This is a genomic window from Amycolatopsis camponoti (assembly GCF_902497555.1).
Lineage (GTDB): Bacteria > Actinomycetota > Actinomycetes > Mycobacteriales > Pseudonocardiaceae > Amycolatopsis > Amycolatopsis camponoti.
The window spans coordinates 631,461-648,938 of record NZ_CABVGP010000002.1 but is presented as its reverse complement, the minus strand read 5'-3'; the positions used below and the strand labels follow the sequence as shown (position 1 = coordinate 648,938).

The 17,478-nt window shown below is 71.5% G+C and carries 22 protein-coding genes; 14 read left to right on the top strand and 8 right to left on the bottom strand.

The annotated features are described in order from the left end of the window. Positions 1-45: 45 nt before the first annotated feature. A complete protein-coding gene (ilvA, locus tag AA23TX_RS23570) occupies positions 46-1,302 on the top strand; it encodes a threonine ammonia-lyase IlvA (protein ID WP_155545039.1) in 1,257 nt (418 codons plus the stop codon). Between the two features lie 20 nt (positions 1,303-1,322). Then, entirely contained in the window at positions 1,323-1,889 is a 567-nt protein-coding gene (gene ybiA, locus AA23TX_RS23565; RefSeq protein WP_155545038.1) for a riboflavin biosynthesis intermediates N-glycosidase, read from the top strand. 1 nt (position 1,890) lies between these two features. Here the strand turns inward: ybiA and AA23TX_RS23560 are convergent, their stop codons facing one another. After that, complete coding sequence (locus AA23TX_RS23560; RefSeq protein ID WP_277875447.1) at positions 1,891-2,064, bottom strand: hypothetical protein; 174 nt, start codon at positions 2,062-2,064, stop codon at positions 1,891-1,893. Between the two features lie 196 nt (positions 2,065-2,260). Continuing rightward, on the bottom strand, positions 2,261-2,992 hold the full coding sequence (locus AA23TX_RS23555; RefSeq protein WP_155545036.1) for a FadR/GntR family transcriptional regulator: 732 nt from the start codon (positions 2,990-2,992) through the stop codon (positions 2,261-2,263). 75 nt (positions 2,993-3,067) lie between these two features. Between AA23TX_RS23555 and AA23TX_RS23550 the strand changes: the two genes are divergently transcribed. Both AA23TX_RS23550 and AA23TX_RS23545 read left to right on the top strand, forming a co-directional pair. Then, positions 3,068-3,943, top strand: a complete 876-nt coding sequence (locus AA23TX_RS23550; RefSeq protein ID WP_155545035.1) for a carbon-nitrogen hydrolase family protein — start codon at positions 3,068-3,070, stop codon at positions 3,941-3,943. Beyond that, positions 3,940-5,265, top strand: coding sequence for an APC family permease (locus AA23TX_RS23545; protein WP_155545034.1), 1,326 nt, complete (start codon positions 3,940-3,942; stop codon positions 5,263-5,265). Before AA23TX_RS23550 ends, AA23TX_RS23545 begins: the two co-directional genes overlap by 4 nt. Position 5,266: 1 nt before the next feature. Here the strand turns inward: AA23TX_RS23545 and AA23TX_RS23540 are convergent, their stop codons facing one another. Next, positions 5,267-5,644 carry a hypothetical protein gene (locus AA23TX_RS23540; RefSeq protein WP_155545033.1) on the bottom strand — a complete coding sequence of 126 codons (378 nt, stop codon included), beginning with the start codon at positions 5,642-5,644 and terminating at the stop codon, positions 5,267-5,269. A 43-nt stretch (positions 5,645-5,687) separates the two neighbouring features. Continuing rightward, complete coding sequence (locus AA23TX_RS23535; RefSeq protein WP_155545032.1) at positions 5,688-6,440, bottom strand: acyltransferase; 753 nt, start codon at positions 6,438-6,440, stop codon at positions 5,688-5,690. Between the two features lie 52 nt (positions 6,441-6,492). Here AA23TX_RS23535 and AA23TX_RS23530 point away from each other — a divergent pair, with 52 nt between their 5' ends. The 6 genes from AA23TX_RS23530 to AA23TX_RS23505 all read left to right on the top strand — a co-directional run bounded on the left by AA23TX_RS23530 (position 6,493) and on the right by AA23TX_RS23505 (position 11,317). Then, positions 6,493-7,455: a nucleoside hydrolase gene (locus AA23TX_RS23530; protein ID WP_155545031.1), complete on the top strand. Its 963-nt coding sequence runs from the start codon at positions 6,493-6,495 to the stop codon at positions 7,453-7,455. A gap of 23 nt (positions 7,456-7,478) precedes the next feature. Next, the gene (locus AA23TX_RS23525; protein WP_155547252.1) at positions 7,479-8,603 is read left to right on the top strand and encodes a C40 family peptidase; all 1,125 of its coding nucleotides are present in this window, start codon (positions 7,479-7,481) and stop codon (positions 8,601-8,603) included. A 110-nt stretch (positions 8,604-8,713) separates the two neighbouring features. Continuing rightward, positions 8,714-9,121: a YciI family protein gene (locus AA23TX_RS23520; protein WP_155545030.1), complete on the top strand. Its 408-nt coding sequence runs from the start codon at positions 8,714-8,716 to the stop codon at positions 9,119-9,121. Positions 9,122-9,207: 86 nt separating this feature from the next. Then, complete coding sequence (locus AA23TX_RS23515) at positions 9,208-9,705, top strand: pyridoxamine 5'-phosphate oxidase family protein (protein ID WP_155545029.1); 498 nt, start codon at positions 9,208-9,210, stop codon at positions 9,703-9,705. Positions 9,706-9,718: 13 nt separating this feature from the next. Further along, the gene (locus tag AA23TX_RS23510; protein ID WP_155545028.1) at positions 9,719-10,168 is read left to right on the top strand and encodes a VOC family protein; all 450 of its coding nucleotides are present in this window, start codon (positions 9,719-9,721) and stop codon (positions 10,166-10,168) included. A 3-nt stretch (positions 10,169-10,171) separates the two neighbouring features. Continuing rightward, positions 10,172-11,317, top strand: coding sequence for an RNA polymerase sigma factor (locus AA23TX_RS23505; protein ID WP_155545027.1), 1,146 nt, complete (start codon positions 10,172-10,174; stop codon positions 11,315-11,317). Between the two features lie 370 nt (positions 11,318-11,687). On the opposite strand, the gene AA23TX_RS23500 is transcribed toward AA23TX_RS23505, so the two are convergent. Further along, positions 11,688-12,509: an MBL fold metallo-hydrolase gene (locus AA23TX_RS23500; protein ID WP_155545026.1), complete on the bottom strand. Its 822-nt coding sequence runs from the start codon at positions 12,507-12,509 to the stop codon at positions 11,688-11,690. Between the two features lie 68 nt (positions 12,510-12,577). Here AA23TX_RS23500 and AA23TX_RS23495 point away from each other — a divergent pair, with 68 nt between their 5' ends. Continuing rightward, on the top strand, positions 12,578-13,117 hold the full coding sequence (locus tag AA23TX_RS23495; RefSeq protein WP_155545025.1) for a hypothetical protein: 540 nt from the start codon (positions 12,578-12,580) through the stop codon (positions 13,115-13,117). On the opposite strand, the gene AA23TX_RS23490 is transcribed toward AA23TX_RS23495, so the two are convergent. Then, a complete protein-coding gene (locus tag AA23TX_RS23490) occupies positions 13,114-13,482 on the bottom strand; it encodes a VOC family protein (protein ID WP_155545024.1) in 369 nt (122 codons plus the stop codon). The genes AA23TX_RS23495 and AA23TX_RS23490 overlap by 4 nt on opposite strands. 58 nt (positions 13,483-13,540) lie before the next feature. Between AA23TX_RS23490 and AA23TX_RS23485 the strand changes: the two genes are divergently transcribed. Next, a complete protein-coding gene (locus AA23TX_RS23485) occupies positions 13,541-14,170 on the top strand; it encodes a winged helix-turn-helix transcriptional regulator (protein WP_155545023.1) in 630 nt (209 codons plus the stop codon). A 1-nt stretch (position 14,171) separates the two neighbouring features. Here the strand turns inward: AA23TX_RS23485 and AA23TX_RS23480 are convergent, their stop codons facing one another. Next, on the bottom strand, positions 14,172-15,020 hold the full coding sequence (locus tag AA23TX_RS23480) for an SDR family oxidoreductase (RefSeq protein ID WP_155545022.1): 849 nt from the start codon (positions 15,018-15,020) through the stop codon (positions 14,172-14,174). A gap of 78 nt (positions 15,021-15,098) precedes the next feature. Between AA23TX_RS23480 and AA23TX_RS23475 the strand changes: the two genes are divergently transcribed. Beyond that, on the top strand, positions 15,099-15,893 hold the full coding sequence (locus AA23TX_RS23475) for a helix-turn-helix transcriptional regulator (protein ID WP_155545021.1): 795 nt from the start codon (positions 15,099-15,101) through the stop codon (positions 15,891-15,893). Here AA23TX_RS23475 and AA23TX_RS23470 read toward each other — a convergent pair. Continuing rightward, a complete protein-coding gene (locus AA23TX_RS23470) occupies positions 15,883-17,034 on the bottom strand; it encodes an MFS transporter (RefSeq protein WP_155545020.1) in 1,152 nt (383 codons plus the stop codon). The genes AA23TX_RS23475 and AA23TX_RS23470 overlap by 11 nt on opposite strands. 22 nt (positions 17,035-17,056) lie before the next feature. Here AA23TX_RS23470 and AA23TX_RS23465 point away from each other — a divergent pair, with 22 nt between their 5' ends. Next, on the top strand, positions 17,057-17,452 hold the full coding sequence (locus tag AA23TX_RS23465; protein WP_155545019.1) for an MmcQ/YjbR family DNA-binding protein: 396 nt from the start codon (positions 17,057-17,059) through the stop codon (positions 17,450-17,452). Positions 17,453-17,478 lie beyond the last annotated feature (26 nt).

Sequence of the window (17,478 nt, the reverse complement as noted above, 5' to 3'; positions counted from 1 at the left end):
GGGCCGGACGGTTGCCTGTCACGCGCGAGTCGTAGATTCATCGAGGTGCACGACATCGACACGGTGACCGCGGCGACCATCGAAAAGGCCGCCGAGCGGCTGGCCGGGGTGGTGACCCGCACGCCGCTGGAGCCGAGCGCGCGGCTGTCGTCCCGGGTGAACGCCCAGGTCTGGGTGAAGCGCGAAGACCTGCAGACCGTCCGGTCGTACAAGATCCGCGGCGCCTACAACTTCATCGTCCAGCTGGACGACACCACTCGAGCCTTGGGCGTCGTCTGCGCCAGCGCCGGAAACCACGCCCAGGGCGTCGCGTACGCGTGCCGGCGGCTGGGCGCGAACGGGCGCGTGTACGTCCCGGGGACCACGCCGCGGCAGAAGCGCGAACGCATCGCGACGCTCGGCGGCGCGCACATCGAGGTCATCGTCGTCGGCGAGACCTACGAAGACGCCTTCGCCGCGGCCAACGAGGACGCGCAGCGGACCGGGGCGACGCTCGTGCCGGCGTTCGACGACGTCCGCACCGTCGCCGGCCAGGGCACGGTCGCTCTGGAGGTCATCGAGCAGCTCGGCTTCATCCCGGACGTCGTGGTCGTTCCGGTCGGCGGCGGCGGGCTCCTCGCCGGCGTCGGCAGCTGGCTGCGGGAGCGGCACCCGGACGTCCGGGTCGTCGGCGTCGAACCCGCGGGGGCGGCGTGCATGGCCGCTGCGCTGGACGCCGGACACCCGGTGCGGCTGTCCGAGCTCGACACGTTCGTCGACGGCGCCGCCGTGCGCCAGGCCGGCGCGGTCACTTACCCGCTGATCCGCGAGAGCGGCGCCGAGCTGACGTCGGTCGCCGAGGGCGCGATCTGCACCGAGATGCTCGCGATGTACCAGTCCGACGGCATCATCGCCGAGCCGGCGGGGGCGCTGGCCGCGGCCTCGCTCGGCTCCGTGGTCCGGGTCGAGCCGGGGCAGACCGTCGTCGTTGTGGTCTCCGGGGGCAACAACGACGTCAGCCGCTACAGCGAGATCCTCGAACGCTCGCTGATGCACGAAGGGCTGAAGCACTACTTCCTGGTCGGTTTCCCGCAGGAGCCGGGCGCGCTGCGGCGGTTCCTCGAGCAGGTGCTCGGGCCCGAGGACGACATCACCCGCTTCGAGTACGTCAAGCGCACCAACCGCGAGATGGGCCCGGCCCTGGTCGGCGTGGAAATCGCCCGGTCATCCGACCTCCCCGGCCTGCTGGCGCGGATGGACGCGAGCCCCCTTCAGGTGGAGCGGATCGAGCCGGGCAGCCCCCTGTTCCACTTCCTGCTTTAAGGCCGTGGTCCACTAGGCGGATGGTGAAGGTCGACGGGGTCCGCAGTGTCGAGGCGTTGCGCGAAAAGGTCCACGAGGGTGCGGAGCCCGAATACCTGCTGTTCTACGGGCACACGCCCACGAAGTCGGGGCGGGTGACGTCGAGCTGCCTGAGCCAGTGGTGGGTCGACCCGTTCGAGGCCGACGGCGTCGTCTACCCGACCGCCGAGCACTACATGATGGCCGGCAAGGCCGCGCTGTTCGGTGACCACGAGAAGGCCGCGCTGATCCGGGAGACGCCCGACGCGAAGACGGCGAAGGTTCTCGGCCGCGAGGTCGAGGGGTTCGACGCCGCCACCTGGGAGCGGCACCGGTTCGACATCGTCGTCGACGGCAACCTGGCCAAGTTCCGCGCTCACCGCGACCTGCGCCGGTTCCTGCTCGGGACGGGCGAAGCGGTGATCGTCGAGGCGTCGAAGAAGGACCTGGTGTGGGGCACCGGCCTCGCGCGCGAGGAGAAGAACGCGACCAAGCCGGACTACTGGCGCGGGCTGAACCTGCTCGGCTTCGCGCTGATGGAGGTCCGCGAGCAGCTGCGACCCCGCTGAGTCACAGCGTGGGGACCGGCGCGCCCGGGCACGATTTCGACGTCGTCTGACCCGTGTCGAAGAAAGTGACGGCGGGGTCGGCGCACGGGAGTGAGGACAGCGAGCCGTGGGCGTCGTCGTCGACGGTCATGAGTGCGCCGCCGATCTTCTGCCGCATCCGGAGCGCCCGGCCGATCGGCGTGACCGGCTCCTAGAGGTGGCCGACGAGCTAGCCACAACCGAAACCCGGCGATCGCCAAAGCGATCCAGGCTGCCCGCCGACCCAACCGTGGCCGGATTCTGACGATCGCCGGCCAGAGCTTTGCCGATCGACCGAGCTGTTGCCGGTTTCCGGCCTTTGCCGGGCCGAGCCCGTGCAGCCGAGGCCGTCGTCAACTATCGGTCGTCGCCGAGTCCCCTGCGTCGAGGCCGACGAACATCGTCTGGTGCAGGCCGCGCACGTGCTTTCTGGTCACCCGGGCCGCCGCGTCCGGGTCGCCCGCTGCCAGTGCCTTCACCAAGCGCGCGTGGTCGCGGTTCGACTCGCGCAGCTTTGCCATCGGGTACGGCAGGTAGAACCGGTACAGCTCGGCCAGCACCGTCTCGTACTGCGCCACCACGGCCGCCGGGGCGGGAGCCGCCACCGTTCGGTGGAACTCCGCGTCGAGTTCGTGGAACTCCGCCCAGCCCGTCGCCGTGTCCATGCGGGCGACCAACGTCCGCAAGCGCGGGAGGTCCGGTGATCGTTTCGCCACCAACTGGACCAAACCCACCTCCAGAACCAGGCGGTGGTCGATCAGGTCACGAACCTCGGGCGCCGACTCGCGGTAGGCGCCGACCTCGCGGACTCGCTCCGCCGGCGGATCCGCGGCCACGAGCGTTCCACCGCTTCGGCCGCGGCGACGTTCGATCAGGCCGTCGCCGGCCAGGGACTCCAGGGCCCTCCGCACGGTGATCTCGGCGACCCCGAGCGCTCGCGCGATATCGGCGTTCGCCGGTAGTCGCTCCCCTGGCTTCAGCAGGCTCAGTTCCACGGCGAGCGCGATGCGAGCGCGGACGGTGTCCAGTGCGGACAGCCGCCGGATGCCGGTCAGAGCCGGGGCGCTCAGGTCTGCCGTCGCCATGAACCGACCGTACCGCACAAACTGCTCATCTTGAGCACTCTTGTTTAAGTGTTCAAGATGGACTATTTTTCGTCCATGCCGCGCCCCCTGCCGATCGCCTTGGTGCAAGCGCCGCCCCGGCCCGTCGGAGACGACGGGTTCGCGGGTGAGGTCGAAGCCGTCCTCGGCCGGTTCCCGGACACGCGCCTGATCGCCTTCCCCGAACTGCACCTCTGCGGCGTCGACAGCGAAGGCGACGAACGCACCGAGCAGCTCCGAGCCGCCGCCCAGCCCCTGGCCGGAAAACGGACCAAAGCACTCGCCGACCTGGCCGGCGACCTGGGGATCTGGCTGGCGCCCGGCACCGTTTGCGAAGAAGGCGACCACGGCGAGCTGTTCAACACCGCGCTGGTCTTCTCCCCGCGAGGCGAGCTGGCAGGCTGGTACCGCAAGGTCTTCCCCTGGCGACCGCACGAGCCCTACGACCCCGGCGACCGGTTCGTCGTCGCCGATCTGGCCGAGGCCGGCCGCGTCGGGTTCTCCATCTGCTACGACGCCTGGTTCCCCGAAGTGACCCGGCACCTCGCCTGGATGGGTGCCGAGGTCGTGCTCAACCCCGTCCAGACCACGACCCCCGACCGCGCCCAGGAGCTCGTGCTGGCCCGGGCGAACGCCATCGTCAACCAGGTCTTCGTCGCCAGCGTGAACACGGCCGGGCCGTTCGGGATGGGCGACAGCCTGCTCGTCGGACCCGAAGGCGACGTGCTCGGCGCGCTGCCCGGCAGCGCCGAAGGCGTTCTCGCCGACACGATCGACCTCGACGAGGTGGCGCGCGTTCGCCGCGTGGGCACCGCGGGCACCAACCGCATGTGGGCGCAGTTCACGTCCGCGGACGCGCCCCTCGACCTGCCGCTCTACCAGGGCCGCATCGACCCGGACCGCTGGCGTCCACGAGAAGGAGACGACCGATGACCTCCACGGCCGCGGCCCCGGCCGCCCTGCAGCGCCGGCTCGGGCTGCCCGGCGTCGTCCTGTTCGGGCTCGCCTACATGGCTCCGCTGATCGTGCTCGGCACGTTCGGCATCGTCGCGACGTCGACCGACGGCACCGTGCCCTCGGCTTACCTGCTCGCCCTGGTCGCGATGCTGTTCACGGCCGCGAGCTACGGGAAGATGGCCGCGACCCACCCCGTCGCCGGCTCGGCCTACACCTATGTCCGGAAATCGGTCGACGCGCGCGCCGGGTTCCTCGTCGGTTGGGCCGTGCTGCTCGACTACTTCTTCCTGCCGATGGTGATCTGGCTGATCGGCGGTGCCTACCTGTCGGCCGAGTTCCCGTCGGTGCCCAATTGGCTCTGGTTGATCACTTTTATCCTGCTGACCACGATCCTCAACGTGCTCGGCATCAAGATCGCCGAGAAGGCGAACTTCGTGCTGATGGCCTTCCAGATCCTCGTGATCGGTTTCTTCGTCGTTCTTTCGGTCAAGCAGGTGCTGCATGTCGGCGGCTCGTTGGCGAGCACCCACCCGTTCTTCCACCCGGGCAGCACGCTGGGGACGATCTCCGGTGGCGCCGCGCTCGCGACGTACTCGTTCCTCGGGTTCGACGCCGTCACGACGTTGACCGAAGAAACGACAGAGCCGCGCCGGACCATCCCCCGCGCGATCCTGCTGACCGCGCTGATCGGCGGCGGCATCTTCATCGTGCTCGCCTACTTCACCCAGCTCGCGCACCCGGGCAGCGCGTTCACCGACGAGTCGTCCGCCGCGTTCGAAATCGCGACAACGATCGGTGGCAACCTCTTCGCGTCGTTCTTCCTCGCCGGTCTGGTCGTCGCGCAGTTCGCGTCGGGGATCGCCGCGCAGGCGAGCGCGTCGCGGCTGATGTTCGCCATGGGCCGCGACGGCGTCCTGCCGCGGATCTTCGGCAAGCTCCAGCCGCGGTTCGCGACGCCCGTGTTCGGCATCGTCCTGACCGGGCTCGTCGGACTGGTCGCGTTGTCGCTGGACGTCAGCACGTCGACGTCGTTCATCAACTTCGGGGCGTTCACGGCGTTCACGTTCGTCAACGTCAGCGTGCTGGCGACGTGGCTGCGCGACCGGGCCGGGAAACACGTCCTGACCTGGGTGGTCTTCCCGGTGATCGGCGCCGTGGTCGATTTGTGGCTGCTGGTCAACCTGGACGGCATCGCGCTGGTGTTCGGGCTGGTCTGGCTCGCGATCGGCGTCGTCGTGCTGGCGGCGATCACCCGTGGCTTCCGGCGGCCGCCGCCCGAGATGACGTTCGAGGAGTAGCTCAGTCGCCCGGGCACTCGTTGTCGCCGCCGCTGCGCTCGACGCAGTGGCGCGGCTCCGGCGGGGGCGGCGGCGCATGGCGGACGTGGTCGACCCAGTTCATCCCGGCGACCGCGACGGCCAGGACCAGGCAGACCCCGAAGAACCACGTCCATCCGCGACGCCGCCCGAGAGCGGCGACGGTCACGCCCACCAGCGGTAGCCCGGCGCCGAGCCAGGCCGCCCAGGTCAGGTAGCCGTCGCCCGCGTGACCGCCCGACCCGAACAGCGGGAAGCTCGCCACGAAACCCTGCAAGAACAAGTACGGCACGACGAGCAGCAGGCCCACGGCGCACAGCGCCAGCACGACCGAGGACCACGCGGTCCGAAGTTCCCCCACCCGGTCAGTATGTCCGGCGGGAAGACGAAAGACCTGAGTAGATCTACTGCTCGAGGGTCTTCTGCAGCGCCTTGTTCGCCTTCCGCGCCATGTCCGCGACGGCTTCACGGCGAGCAGCGTCGGCCGCGTAATCCTCTTCGCGGTTGCGGACCACACGGGCCGGCGCACCGACCGCGATCGAGTAGTCCGGGATGTCGCCGCGGACGACCGCGTGCGCGCCCAGTACCGAACCGCGGCCGATGCGGGTGCCCTTCAGGACGCTGACCTTCGTGCCGAGCCACGTGTCCGGCCCGATGCGTACCGGCGACTTCACGATGCCCTGGTCCTTGATCGGCACGTGAATGTCGGCGATGACGTGGTCGAAGTCACAGATGTACACCCAGTCGGCGACCAGCGTGGCCGCGCCGAGCTCGATGTCGAGGTAGCAGTTGATGACGTTCTGGCGGCCGAACACGGACTTGTCGCCGATCCGCAGCGAACCCTCGTGGCAGCGGATCGCGTTGCCGTCGCCGATGTGGACCCAGCGGCCGATCTCCAGCCGCCCGTAGCCCGGGCGGCAGTGGATCTCGACGCCCTTCCCGAGGAAGAGCATGCCGCGCAGGATGATGTGCGGGTTGGCGAGCCGGAACTTGAGCAGCCGGTAGTACCGGACGAGGTACCAGGGCGTGTACGCGCGGTTGCGCAGCACCCAGCGCAGCGAGTCGGCGGTCAGGAACTTCGCCTGCCGCGGATCGCGCCGTGCGCGCCGCCAGGCCCGCACCCGCGACAGCGCGGGCGCACCCCACATCGACGTCATGCCGGTGACCGTAACCTGTGTGCGGGACGGGTTCACAGGCAAGGGGAGCTGGATGGGCACGAAGCTGATCATCGACACCGACCCGGGCGTCGACGACGCGCTGGCGATCGCGCTGGCGGCGCTGTCGCCGGACGTCGACCTGCTGGGTGTGACGTCGGTTTTCGGCAACGTGCCGCTGGACCGCACGACCTCGAACGCGCGCCGGCTGCTGGAGCTGTTCGGCCGCGCCGACGTGCCGGTGGCCGCCGGGGCCGCGCGACCGCTGGTCTATTCGAAGCCGCGTGACGCGAAAGAGGTGCACGGCGGCGACGGCCTGTCGGGCCACTCCTACACGCTGCCCGAGGCGACCCGTCCCCTCGAAGAGCGCGACGCCGTCCGCCTGATGCTCGACCTCCTCGAAGCCGCCGACGAGCCGGTGACCATCGCGCCGATCGGGCCGCTGACGAACATCGCCGCGCTGCTGGCCGCCCACCCGGGCGCCGCGGCGAAGATCGCGCGGCTCGTGATCATGGGCGGCGGGGTCACCTTCGGCAACAGCACCACCGCCGCCGAGTTCAACATCTGGAGCGACCCCGAGTCGGCTCGCCGCGTACTGGTCGAGGAAGACGTCCCGGTCGTGCTCGTGCCGCTCGACCTCACGCACCGCTGCGCCGTCGACGCCGACTGGCTGGCGAAGCTCGCGGCGTCCGGTCCGATCGGCGCCACCCTCGAAGGCCTCACGTCCACCTACCGGCAGCACTACACGCGCGTGTTCGGCGAGGACCGGATGGTCATGCACGACGCCGTCGCGGTCGCGGAAGCGATCTCACCGGGGATCCTGCACACCGAGACCTACCGCGTCGACGTCGACTGCGGGCTGGGCCCGGCGCGCGGCCAGACCCTGGTCGATCGGCGACGACTCGGCGAGGACGATCCGCAGTTCAGTCCCGGCCGCCCGATCGAGGTCGCGATGGACACCGACCTCGACGGCCTCCGCGGCTTCGTCCTCGACCGGCTGACCGGGGCCGCGCGGTGAGCGACGAGCCCGAGGTCGTGCCGGTGGAGGAGACCGGGGAGAAGGCTGAGCCCCGTCGGCGCAAGGCCGCCGTCGTGGTCGCCGCGGTGGTCGTGGTCGCCGCCGCGCTCGTGGTCGGCGTCCGGTTCGCGCCGGATCAGCAGGAGACGACGAACGCCGCCGCGACGGTCGCGCAGTCGACGTCCGTTCCGAAGATGACCACGCCGCCGCGGACGTCGGCGCCGCCGAAGGTGCCCGAAGCGAGTGAGTTCGACGCCTGGGCGTCCAAGACCAGCCAGTGGCTCGACGTCCCCCTGCGCGCGATGGTCGGCTACGCGAAGGCGACGACGAAAATCGGCAAGGACGTCCCGGGCTGCCACCTGTCGTGGGTGACGCTGGCCGCGGTCGGGAAAGTGACCACGGACCACGGCCGCGCGCAGGGCGGGCAGATCGGCACCACCGGCGTGCTGGACAAGCCGCTCGGCACGATCGAGGTGCGCGACTTCTACGACAAGGTCGTCTCGACGGCGAACGCCGCCGGTCCGATGCAGGTCGCCCCGGCGATCTGGGCGAAGTACCAGGCGAGCTACACCGGCGGGAAGCCCGATGTCCAGAACATCGACGACGCCGCGCTGACCATCGGACGCGCGCTCTGCGACGGAGGCACCGACCTGTCCCAGGGCCAGCCGTGGTGGGACTCGGTCGCGAAGCTGCAGTCGGCTCCCCTGCTCCTGCACCGGACGCTGGCCACGGTCAACGTCTACGGCACGGTCGGCCAGGGCGCGGCCCCGCCGAACCCGGCGGTGCTGAGCGCGGTGAACTTCGCCATCGACAAGATCGGCCTCCCCTACATCTGGGGCGGCAACGGCACCGGCGGCAACGACCCCGGCTTCGATTGCTCGGGCTTGACGACGGCGGCGTACGGGAGCGCCGGCGTCAAGCTGATGCGCACGGCCGACACGCAGTTCCGGAGCGTCCCGCACGTGACCGATCCGCAGCTGGGCGACCTGATCTTCTACGGCGAGCCGGCGACGAAGATCCACCACGTCGGGCTCTACATCGGCAACCAGCAGATGATCGACGCGCCGCAGACCGGCCAGGCCGTGCAGGTGCACTCCTACCGCAAGAACGGCGACGACTACGCCGGAGCCGGCCGCCCGACGGCCTGATCGCGGCCGCCGGGAAAAACCTGGCCGGTGATGTCGAGATCCCGTGCCCGGCTGCGTCCCCGTGCCGAACGCGGCCAAGATGGGCCGCACCCGCACCGAGGAGAACCACCATGGCCAAGTACCTGCTGCTCAAGCACTACCGCGGCGCCCCGGCTTCGGGCAACGACGTGCCCATGGACCAGTGGACGCCGGAGGAGATCACGGCCCACGTGAAGTACATGCAGGACTTCGGGACCCGGCTCGAGGAGACCGGCGAGTTCGTCGAGCACCAGGCGCTCACCCCCGAGGGAACGTTCGTCCGGTTCGACGGCGAGGGGCGCCCGCCGGTCACCGACGGCCCGTTCGCCGAGACGAAGGACCTCATCGCCGGCTGGACCGTCATCGACGTCGACAGCTACGAGCGCGCCCTCGAGCTGGCCGCGGAGCTGTCGGCCGCCCCGGGTGCGGGCGGCGAGCCGGTGTGCGAGTGGCTCGAGGTGCGTCCGTTCTGGGGCCCGATGCAGACCATCACCGAGTGACCTGCGTCACAATCAAGTGTTGTCGAGAAACCGCCCACAGCTCCGTCCCCGGCTCGAACGCACCGCCGATCGACGAGGAGACCGCCATGGACCAGAGCGCCATCGACGAAGTCCTGAACCGCCCGCTCAGCCGGGAGCTGCTGGGCCGGGATCTGACGAGGCTGGCCTACACCGCCCTCGACGGCACGCCCCGCTCGATCCCGATCGGCTTCACCTGGAACGGCTCGGAGATCGTCCTCTGCACGTCGACGAACGCGCCGAAGCTGCCGGCGCTGCGTCGGCACCCGGCGGTCGCCCTGACCATCGACACCGAGGTGCACCCGCCGAAGATCCTGCTGATCCGCGGCACGGTCGAGCTGGACGTGGTCGACGGCATCCCGGACGAGTACCTGCAGTTCAACGGCACTTACCAGATGACGCCCGAGCAGCGGGTGGAGTGGGAGGCGGGCGTGCGGTCGCTCTACGACGGCATGGTCCGGATCGTGGTCACGCCGACGTGGGCCAAGCTGATCGACTTCGAGACGACGCTGCCCAGCGCCGTCGAAGAGCTGATGCAGCGGCAGAAGGAACGCCAGCAGGCTTGAGAAGGAGATCGACATGAGTGCCAACCGTGTGCCGGCTCGCCTCGAACACGTCGGCATCGTCGTCGAGGACCTCGGCGTCGCCAAAGCCTTCTTCACCGAGCTCGGGCTGGAGCTTCAGGGCGAGATGACGGTCGAAGGCCGCGTGGTCGACCTCATCACCGGGCTCGCCGGGGTCCGCTCGGACGTCGCGATGATGCGGACCCCGGACGGTCACGGATGCCTCGAACTGATCAGGTACCAGACGCCCGTGGGTCCGGCCGGTGACTCGGCCGCGCCGGCGAACACGCCCGGCCTCCGGCACATCCTGTTCGAGGTCGCGGACCTCGACGACGTCGTCGAGCGGCTGCGGAAGCACGGCGCCGAGCTCGTCGGCGAGGTCGCGCAGTACGAGGACAACTATCGGCTCTGCTACCTGCGTGGCCCCGCGGGGATCATCGTCGAGCTGGCCGAAAAGGTCGGGTGAACGGTGGACGAGGTCCTGCTCCGGAGCCTGACGCCGCACGTGCTCGGCATCGTCGTGCGGCGGGGCGCCGACTTCGCGTCGGCGGAGGACGCCGTGCAGGACGCGCTGGTCGAGGCGTTCCGCGTCTGGCCGGCCGAACCGCCGGGCGATCCGAAGGGCTGGCTGGTGACGGTCGCCTGGCGCAAGTTCCTCGACGCGACCAGGTCGGACACCGCCCGCCGGCGGCGTGAGGACCTCGTCGACGTCGAGCCGGCGCCCGGGCCGGCGGCCGCCGCGGACGACACGCTGCAGCTGTACTTCTTGTGCGCGCATCCGTCGTTGACGCCGTCTTCGGCGGTCGCGCTCACGCTTCGCGCGGTCGGCGGGCTGACCACCCGCCAGATCGCGCAGGCCTACTTGGTCCCCGAAGCGACCATGGCGCAGCGCATCAGCCGGGCCAAGCGCACGGTCGGGCAGGTGCGGTTCGACCAGCCCGGTGACGTCGCGACCGTGCTGCGCGTCCTCTACTTGGTCTTCAACGAGGGCTACTCCGGCGACGTCGACCTGTCCGCCGAGGCCATCCGGCTGACCCGGCAGCTCGCGGCCGCGATCGACCACCCCGAGGTCGCGGGGCTGCTGGCGCTCATGCTGCTGCACCACGCGCGACGCGCCGGGCGGACCGCGGCCGACGGCAGCCTGGTGCCCCTCGCCGAGCAGGACCGCGGCCGGTGGGACACCTCCGCGATCGCCGAGGGCGTCGCGATCCTGCAGACGGCGCTCGCCCGCGACCGGCTGGGCGAGTTCCAGGCCCAGGCGGCGATCGCGGCTCTGCACGCCGACGCGCCGACCGCCGAGGAGACGGACTGGGTGCAAATCGTCGAGTGGTACGACGAGCTCGCGAGCCTGACCGGCAGCCCGGTCGTCCGGCTCAACCGCGCGGTGGCGGTGGGCGAGGCCGACGGACCGCGCGCCGGCCTGGCGGCGCTGGCCGAACTGGACGAGGCGCTGCCCCGCCACGCGGCGGTGGCGGCGTACCTCCACGAACGCGACGGCGACCTGGCGACGGCCGCGCGGCTGTACGCGGAAGCGGCGCAGAAGGCACCGAACCTCGCGGAACGCGACCACTTGACCCGGCAGGCCGCGCGGCTCAACACGCGCTTGCGCGGCTGATCGGCTCGATGCCTGGTGGGAGTGGTGGTCGATCACGCGACATTGTTCGGTGGCGGCCGCCTCGGAACCAAGGCGGCCGCCCGGAGTCAAGGTGGGCGGTCGACCGGCCGACGTTGGCGGCGGTTGGCCGACGCACTTGAAACCGAGTCCGCCGCCATCCGGCCCCGGCGGCCACCCGAAACCAACGTCAGCCACGATCGGCATCGCAGAGCGGGCGCCGCCGGAGCCGAGTCGGACGCCATCGGGGCGACCCGACGGCCGCCCGGAAACCGTGGCCGGGCGGCTGGCGTCGGCGCCGCCTGGCCAGCGCACCTGGAACCGAGTCGGCCTGCTCGGACTCGCCTCCCCGAGTCGGCCGCCGACCGCCCCCTCAGCCGAGGTGGTCGTTGGCCCCGCTGACCCACTCGATGTAGCGCTCGGCCGACCGGCGGACCGCCCCCTTCGCATCTCCCAGGATCTTGCCGCCCAGGAGGCCGTAGAGGCGGTCGAACTCGTACGGCTCCAGCCGGTCCACGATCCGCCGCACCAGTCCGGCCGACAGCGGGATCCGGTTGGGGTAGCTCCGCATGAACGTCACCCACCCCGCCGCCGCCACCGGCAGCATCGTGTCGCCGACCAGCAGGGTTCCGCCCGTCTCGTTCTCGACGTGGGCCACCGCCGCGCCCGGGAAGTGGCCGCCGGCCTCGACCAGCGTCACGCCGGGCAGGACCCGTTCGGTGCCGGACCACTCCCGGATCACCGGGTCCTCGCGCCGCACCCACTGCCGGTCGGCGGCGTGCACCAGCACCGGGACTCGGCCGAGCCGGTGGCTCCAGCTGACCTGGGAGCCGTACATGTGCGGGTGGCTCGCCACGATCACCGCGGCGCCGCCGAGTTCCTCGACGCGGGTGGCGAGCGCCGCGTCGAGGTGGTTCGGCGGGTCCCACAGCAGGTTGCCCTCCGCTGTCCGGACCAGGTGCGTCCACTGGCCGATGCCGAACGGCGGCTCGCGGTTGAACCGGTGCAGTCCCGGTTCCGGCTCCTCGTGCACCACGTCGTGGCCGCCGGCCGACAGCTTGTCGAGGGTCGTCCACACTTGCCCGGAGGCGGGCACCCACTGGCGGTCGTCGGCGCAGATGGCGCAGGTACCCGCCGGGGGCTGGTCGGTGTCGGGGTGTTCGACCCCGCAGGTTCCGCAGATCCAGATCGTCATGACACCAGTCTTGAAGCTCCAGCAAGGTCGAGGTCAACCTCCGCGCGCGAGTGCTGGACAATTCCGCCATGGACTCGGGGACGACCACGCAGCTGATCACCGTGGGAGCGACGCTCGGCGGCGTCGTGCTCACGCTGCTGACCACGACGCTCGTGGAGGGCCGCAAGCTCAAGGCGACTCGGCACGCCGAGGCACAGAAGCGCGCGGCCGACCACGCCAACTGGCTGCGTGACGAACGGGTCAAGGCCTACGCGGGCATGTCGAACGCGGGCGAAGAGGCGTTCCAGCTGATCCGGTCGGAGTTCGCCACACTGCGACCGGAGAATCGCGACGAGGTCGAGGCCCGGTGGCGCGAGCGGCGCAACGAGCTGCGCAAAGCGCACAACCAGGTCGCCCTGTTCGGCACCGACGAACCCCGCCGCCGCGGCAAGGACCTGTGGAAAGTCGCCCGCAACGGGGTGAACGCCATCCTCGCCGAACTGGACTCCGGGGAGACGGCGGTGCGGCGCGCCAGCCTCGACCACGTGCTGACGGGGATCAGCGAGTCCGGCGACCGGTTCCTCGAAGCCTGCCGCGCCGACGTCCAAGGCACGGCGCCAGACCTCTAAGCCGGGCCGGCGAGCCCGATCAGGTTGCCTTCGGGGTCGGAGAAGTGGGCGACCACCAGGTCCCGTCCCGGCGCGCGGTCCGGGCCCATCCGACGCGTTCCGCCGAGGCGTTCGGCCTCGGCCAGCGCCGCCGCGACGTCCGGGACGCCCACGTAGAACACCACGTGACTCTCGTGTCCCGCGCCGCCGCCGACGCCGCCCGGGATGGTCTCCGTTTCGACGAAGCCGTAGTTGCCCGCTTCCGACACCTGGTCCGACACCGGCCCGGATGTGTCGTAGTCCCAGCCGAACAGCTCGCCGTAGTACCCGCGCAAGCGCGCCGGGTCGGTGCCGATGATCTCGAAGTGCACTACCGGATTGGCCATGGCTGCCACCGTACGCCGCTAGTTGTTAAAAACAACCTCCAAGTTGTAGATTGGCACCATGCCGACGAGCCGGAGCTACGGGGACGCGTGCGCCACCGCCCGCGCGCTGGACGTCGTCGGGGAACGCTGGGCGCTGCTCGTCGTGCGCGAGCTGCTGCTCGGGCCCCAGCGCTTCTCCGACGTCCGCCGCGCGCTGCCCGGCGCCAGCTCCAACCTGGTCACCGACCGGCTCCGCGAGCTCGAAGGCCACGGCGTCGTCACCCGCCGGAAGCTGCCGCCCCCGGCGGCGTCGACGGTCTACGAACTGACCGAGTGGGGTCGTGAGCTGGAGCCGATCGTGCTGGCGCTGGGGGCGTGGGCCGCCCGCGTCCCCCTCCCACGGCCGGCGACGCTCGGCGCGACGTCGATGCTGCTCTTCCTCCGCGGCTCCGCGCGCCCCAGCGCGACGGCCCGCTACCGCGTCGAACTGGACGCTCGCGTGTGGACGGTCCGCACCGAACCGGGCCGGCTGACGGTCGAGCCGGGCGAACCCGCCGCACCCGACGCGACGATCCGGACCGACCCGCCGACGCTGAACGCACTCCTCGAACGGCCCCAGGACCTCGACGCGGCGATCGCCGATGGTCGGATGACGGTCGATGGCGACCGGAAGGCCGTCCGCCGGCTGCTGAGGGAACACGAAGGTTGACTCACGCGAAGTCCCCGGCGTGGTCGCCGGCCCACTCCGCGAAGCTTCGCGCCGGACGGCCGGTGACCGCCAGGACCGTCTCCGTCGTCGCCTGCGGCCGGTCCACCAGGGCGGCCAGCCGCCGGATGCGGGCTTCGATCACCTCCGCCGAACCGACGCGGCCGAGCCCGCGGGCCTCGAACGCCGCCGCGAGCTCACGGCGGTAGTCGCCGAGATCCTGGGTCTCGAGCCGGACCGGATGTCCGGCCACGCGGCCGAGTACCGAGACCTGGTCCCGCACCGTGAGCGATTCGGACCCGGTCAGGGCGTACGCCGCACCGAGGTGGCCGGAGGACGTCAACGCGCACGCGGCGACGGCGGCGATGTCGGCTTCGTGGATCAACGCCGCGTGCGAGTCGGGGAACGGGTCGCGCACGACGCCGTCGCGGACCGACTCCGCCCACATCAGCCGGTTGGCCGCGAAACCGCCAGGGCGCAGGAACGTCCACGGGATCCCCGAATCCCGGACGGCCTGCTCGGCTTCGCCGTGGGCGCGGGTGATGGCGTCCTCCGACGCGGGATCCGCGCCCAGGGCGGACAGCAGCACGACCTGCGCCAGGCCGCCCGCCCGAGAGAGGAACCCGGCGAGCCCGGCCGTGCCCGCGTAGAGGAACGCCTTCGTGACGCCGTCCAGGGCCGCGTCCCAGCTCTCGGGCCGGGCCAGGTCGGCGGCGACCACCTCGACCCCGCCGGGCAGCCGCGCCCTGCCCGGGTCGCGACCGGCCGCGCGCACCTCGTGTCCGTCTTCGAGCAGTTGTCCCACCAGCGCGCGGGCGATGTTCCCGCGGGCGCCGGTCACCAGAATCGTCATGTCCGAAGGTTCGTCCCGCGTGGACGGAACGGGGTAGGCACTGGCGGTACCACCCCGGCGCGGGGTGATGATGGAGGCGTGGACAGGGCGGAGCTGAGCGGGTTCCTGCGTAGCCGGCGAGCCCGGCTACAGCCCGCCGACGTCGGCCTCGTGCCCGGCGGACGGCGGCAGACGCCGGGGCTGCGGCGCGCGGAGGTGGCGCTGCTGGCCGGGATCTCCGTCGACTACTACCTGCGGCTCGAACAGGGCCGCGGACCGCAGCCGTCGGACCAGGTCCTCACCGCGCTCGGCCGCGCGCTGCGCCTGACCGGCGACGAACAGGCGTACCTGCGGCGGCTGACGCGTCCGGCTCCGGTGCCCTCGCCACGGCCGGTACCCGGGAACGTCCTGCGGCTGCTCGACCGCCTCGGCGACGTGCCGGCGATGGTGATCGACGCGCGCTACGACCTGGTGGCCTGGAACCGGATGCTGGTCGCGCTGATCGGCGACCCGGCCGCGTGGTCACCACGGCGGCGAAACCGGCTGCGCCGGCTGTTCGACACCGGCGACACGATCACCGGCAACCGCCTGGACCTGGCCCGGCTGTGTGTCGCGGACCTGCGGGCGAGCGGGCGGTACCCGGCGGATCACGCCGTTCGTTCACTCGTCGACGACCTCCTCGGGGACAGCCCCGAGTTCGCCCGGTTGTGGGCGGAGCGGGAGGTCGTCGTGCAGCGGACGCTGACCAAGCGGACCGTCCACCCGGTCGCGGGCCCGCTGGAGCTCGACTGCGAGATCCTCGCCGTCCCCGGCCACGAGCACCGGCTCCTCGTCTACACGGCGGCGCCGGGCACGCCGTCCGCTGAAGGACTGAAGCGGCTCCTCAGCGCGTGAGCGCCGGCTCGCGGACCCGCAGCGAAGGCGCCAGGAACAAGATCCCGAAGGTCACCACGACCGCCGACGACAACGCCCAGTGCAGGCCGATCCGCGTCGCCAGCGCCCCCACCAGCACCGGCTCCACCAGGAAACCCAGGTACCCGCACGCGGCGACGGCGGCGACCGCGCGCCCCGGCGCGTCCGCCTGCTTGCGGCTCGCCACGCTCCACGCGATCGGCACGATCCCGGCCACGCCGAGGCCGACCACCGCGAAGCCGGACACCACCGCGACCGGCCACGGCGCGAAAAGGACCACGGCGAAGCCGAGCACCGCGATCGTGGTCGCCACGCGGACGAACCGCACCGCGCCGGCGCGCGCCACCACCCGGTCGGCGACCAGGCGGACCGCGATCATCGTCCCGGAGAAGGCGAAGTAACCCAGCGACGCGAGCGCGGGCGTCGCGCCGGTGACGTCCGCGAGGTACACCGCGCTCCAGCTGTTGACCGCGCCTTCGGCGACGAACCCGCAGAACGCGATCACGCCGAGCGGCACCAGTGCCCGGCTCGGCCACGCGAACGCCGCGTCGCCCTGGCCGCGGTCGGCTCCGGTCAGGAAGCGCGCCCTCCCCCACAGCGCCAGCGCGAGCAGCACCGCGGCGGCGATCGGGAAGTGCACCGCAACCGGGACGTGCAGGGCCTCCATCAGCGCGTCGACGCCGGAACCCGCGAGGCCGCCGATGTTCCAGAACGCGTGGAAGCCGGCGAAGATCGGGCGACAGTAGCCCTCCTCGACGCGAGCCGCGTGCGCGTTCATCGCGACGTCGAGCAGGCTGTTGCCCACGCCGAGCACGACGAGCGCCGCGACGAACACCGGCGCCGACCACGCGAACGCCACCAGCGGGAGCCCGCCGCACAGGATGATTGCGCCGAGCACGACGGCCGCGCGGCTGCCGATCCGGGTGAGCAGCGCCCCCGCCGCCACCAGCGCGACCACCGACCCCAGGGCGAGGCCGAAGAGGCCGGTCGCGAGCTGGCCCGTGGTCAGGCCCAGCTGCTCCTGCACCGCCGGCACCCGCGCCAGCCAGGTCGCGAACGCCGCGCCGCAGACGGCGAAGACGACGGAAACTCCCCGGCGAGCGCGTCTCAGGTCCTCGGTCACTTCGGCGATTATCCTGATCGCCGTGGTCAGCTGGGACGACGTCGGCCGGATCGCGCGCGGGCTGCCCGAGGTGGCCGAGGACAGCTCGCGCGGATATCTGGCGTGGCAGGTCGGCAAGAAGGGCTTCGCCTGGGAGCGCCCGCTGCGCAAGGGCGACGTCGAGGCGCTCGGCGCGCGGGCGCCCTCCGGGCCGGTGCTCTGCGCGTACGTGCCGGACGTCGGGGTCAAGGACGCGCTGGTCGCCGACGACCCGGCCGTCTTCTTCACGACTCCGCACTTCCGCGGCTTCCCCGCGATCCTCGTCGAGCTCGACCGGGTCGACCTGCCGACGCTCGAAGAAGTGCTGGTCGAGGCCTGGTTGTGCCGGGCGCCGAAGCGGCTGGCGAAAACGTGGCTGGAAAATCGGCGAACCATGTAGAGACCGCGGGCCGGACTCCGTCCTTT

What these genes read in the sequence shown, in the direction of transcription:
- AA23TX_RS23555 (WP_155545036.1), bottom strand. Translation starts at nt 2,992, where the DNA reads ATGGCGACGGCAGACCTGAGCGCCCCGGCTCTGACCGGCATCCGGCGG.
- AA23TX_RS23500 (WP_155545026.1), bottom strand. Translation starts at nt 12,509, where the DNA reads ATGACGATCTGGATCTGCGGAACCTGCGGGGTCGAACACCCCGACACC.
- AA23TX_RS23520 (WP_155545030.1), top strand. Translation starts at nt 8,714, where the DNA reads ATGGCCAAGTACCTGCTGCTCAAGCACTACCGCGGCGCCCCGGCTTCG.
- AA23TX_RS23485 (WP_155545023.1), top strand. Translation starts at nt 13,541, where the DNA reads ATGCCGACGAGCCGGAGCTACGGGGACGCGTGCGCCACCGCCCGCGCG.
- AA23TX_RS23495 (WP_155545025.1), top strand. Translation starts at nt 12,578, where the DNA reads ATGGACTCGGGGACGACCACGCAGCTGATCACCGTGGGAGCGACGCTC.
- AA23TX_RS23480 (WP_155545022.1), bottom strand. Translation starts at nt 15,020, where the DNA reads ATGACGATTCTGGTGACCGGCGCCCGCGGGAACATCGCCCGCGCGCTG.
- AA23TX_RS23490 (WP_155545024.1), bottom strand. Translation starts at nt 13,482, where the DNA reads ATGGCCAATCCGGTAGTGCACTTCGAGATCATCGGCACCGACCCGGCG.
- AA23TX_RS23510 (WP_155545028.1), top strand. Translation starts at nt 9,719, where the DNA reads ATGAGTGCCAACCGTGTGCCGGCTCGCCTCGAACACGTCGGCATCGTC.
- AA23TX_RS23550 (WP_155545035.1), top strand. Translation starts at nt 3,068, where the DNA reads ATGCCGCGCCCCCTGCCGATCGCCTTGGTGCAAGCGCCGCCCCGGCCC.
- AA23TX_RS23515 (WP_155545029.1), top strand. Translation starts at nt 9,208, where the DNA reads ATGGACCAGAGCGCCATCGACGAAGTCCTGAACCGCCCGCTCAGCCGG.
- AA23TX_RS23530 (WP_155545031.1), top strand. Translation starts at nt 6,493, where the DNA reads ATGGGCACGAAGCTGATCATCGACACCGACCCGGGCGTCGACGACGCG.
- AA23TX_RS23545 (WP_155545034.1), top strand. Translation starts at nt 3,940, where the DNA reads ATGACCTCCACGGCCGCGGCCCCGGCCGCCCTGCAGCGCCGGCTCGGG.
- AA23TX_RS23535 (WP_155545032.1), bottom strand. Translation starts at nt 6,440, where the DNA reads ATGACGTCGATGTGGGGTGCGCCCGCGCTGTCGCGGGTGCGGGCCTGG.
- ybiA (WP_155545038.1), top strand. Translation starts at nt 1,323, where the DNA reads ATGGTGAAGGTCGACGGGGTCCGCAGTGTCGAGGCGTTGCGCGAAAAG.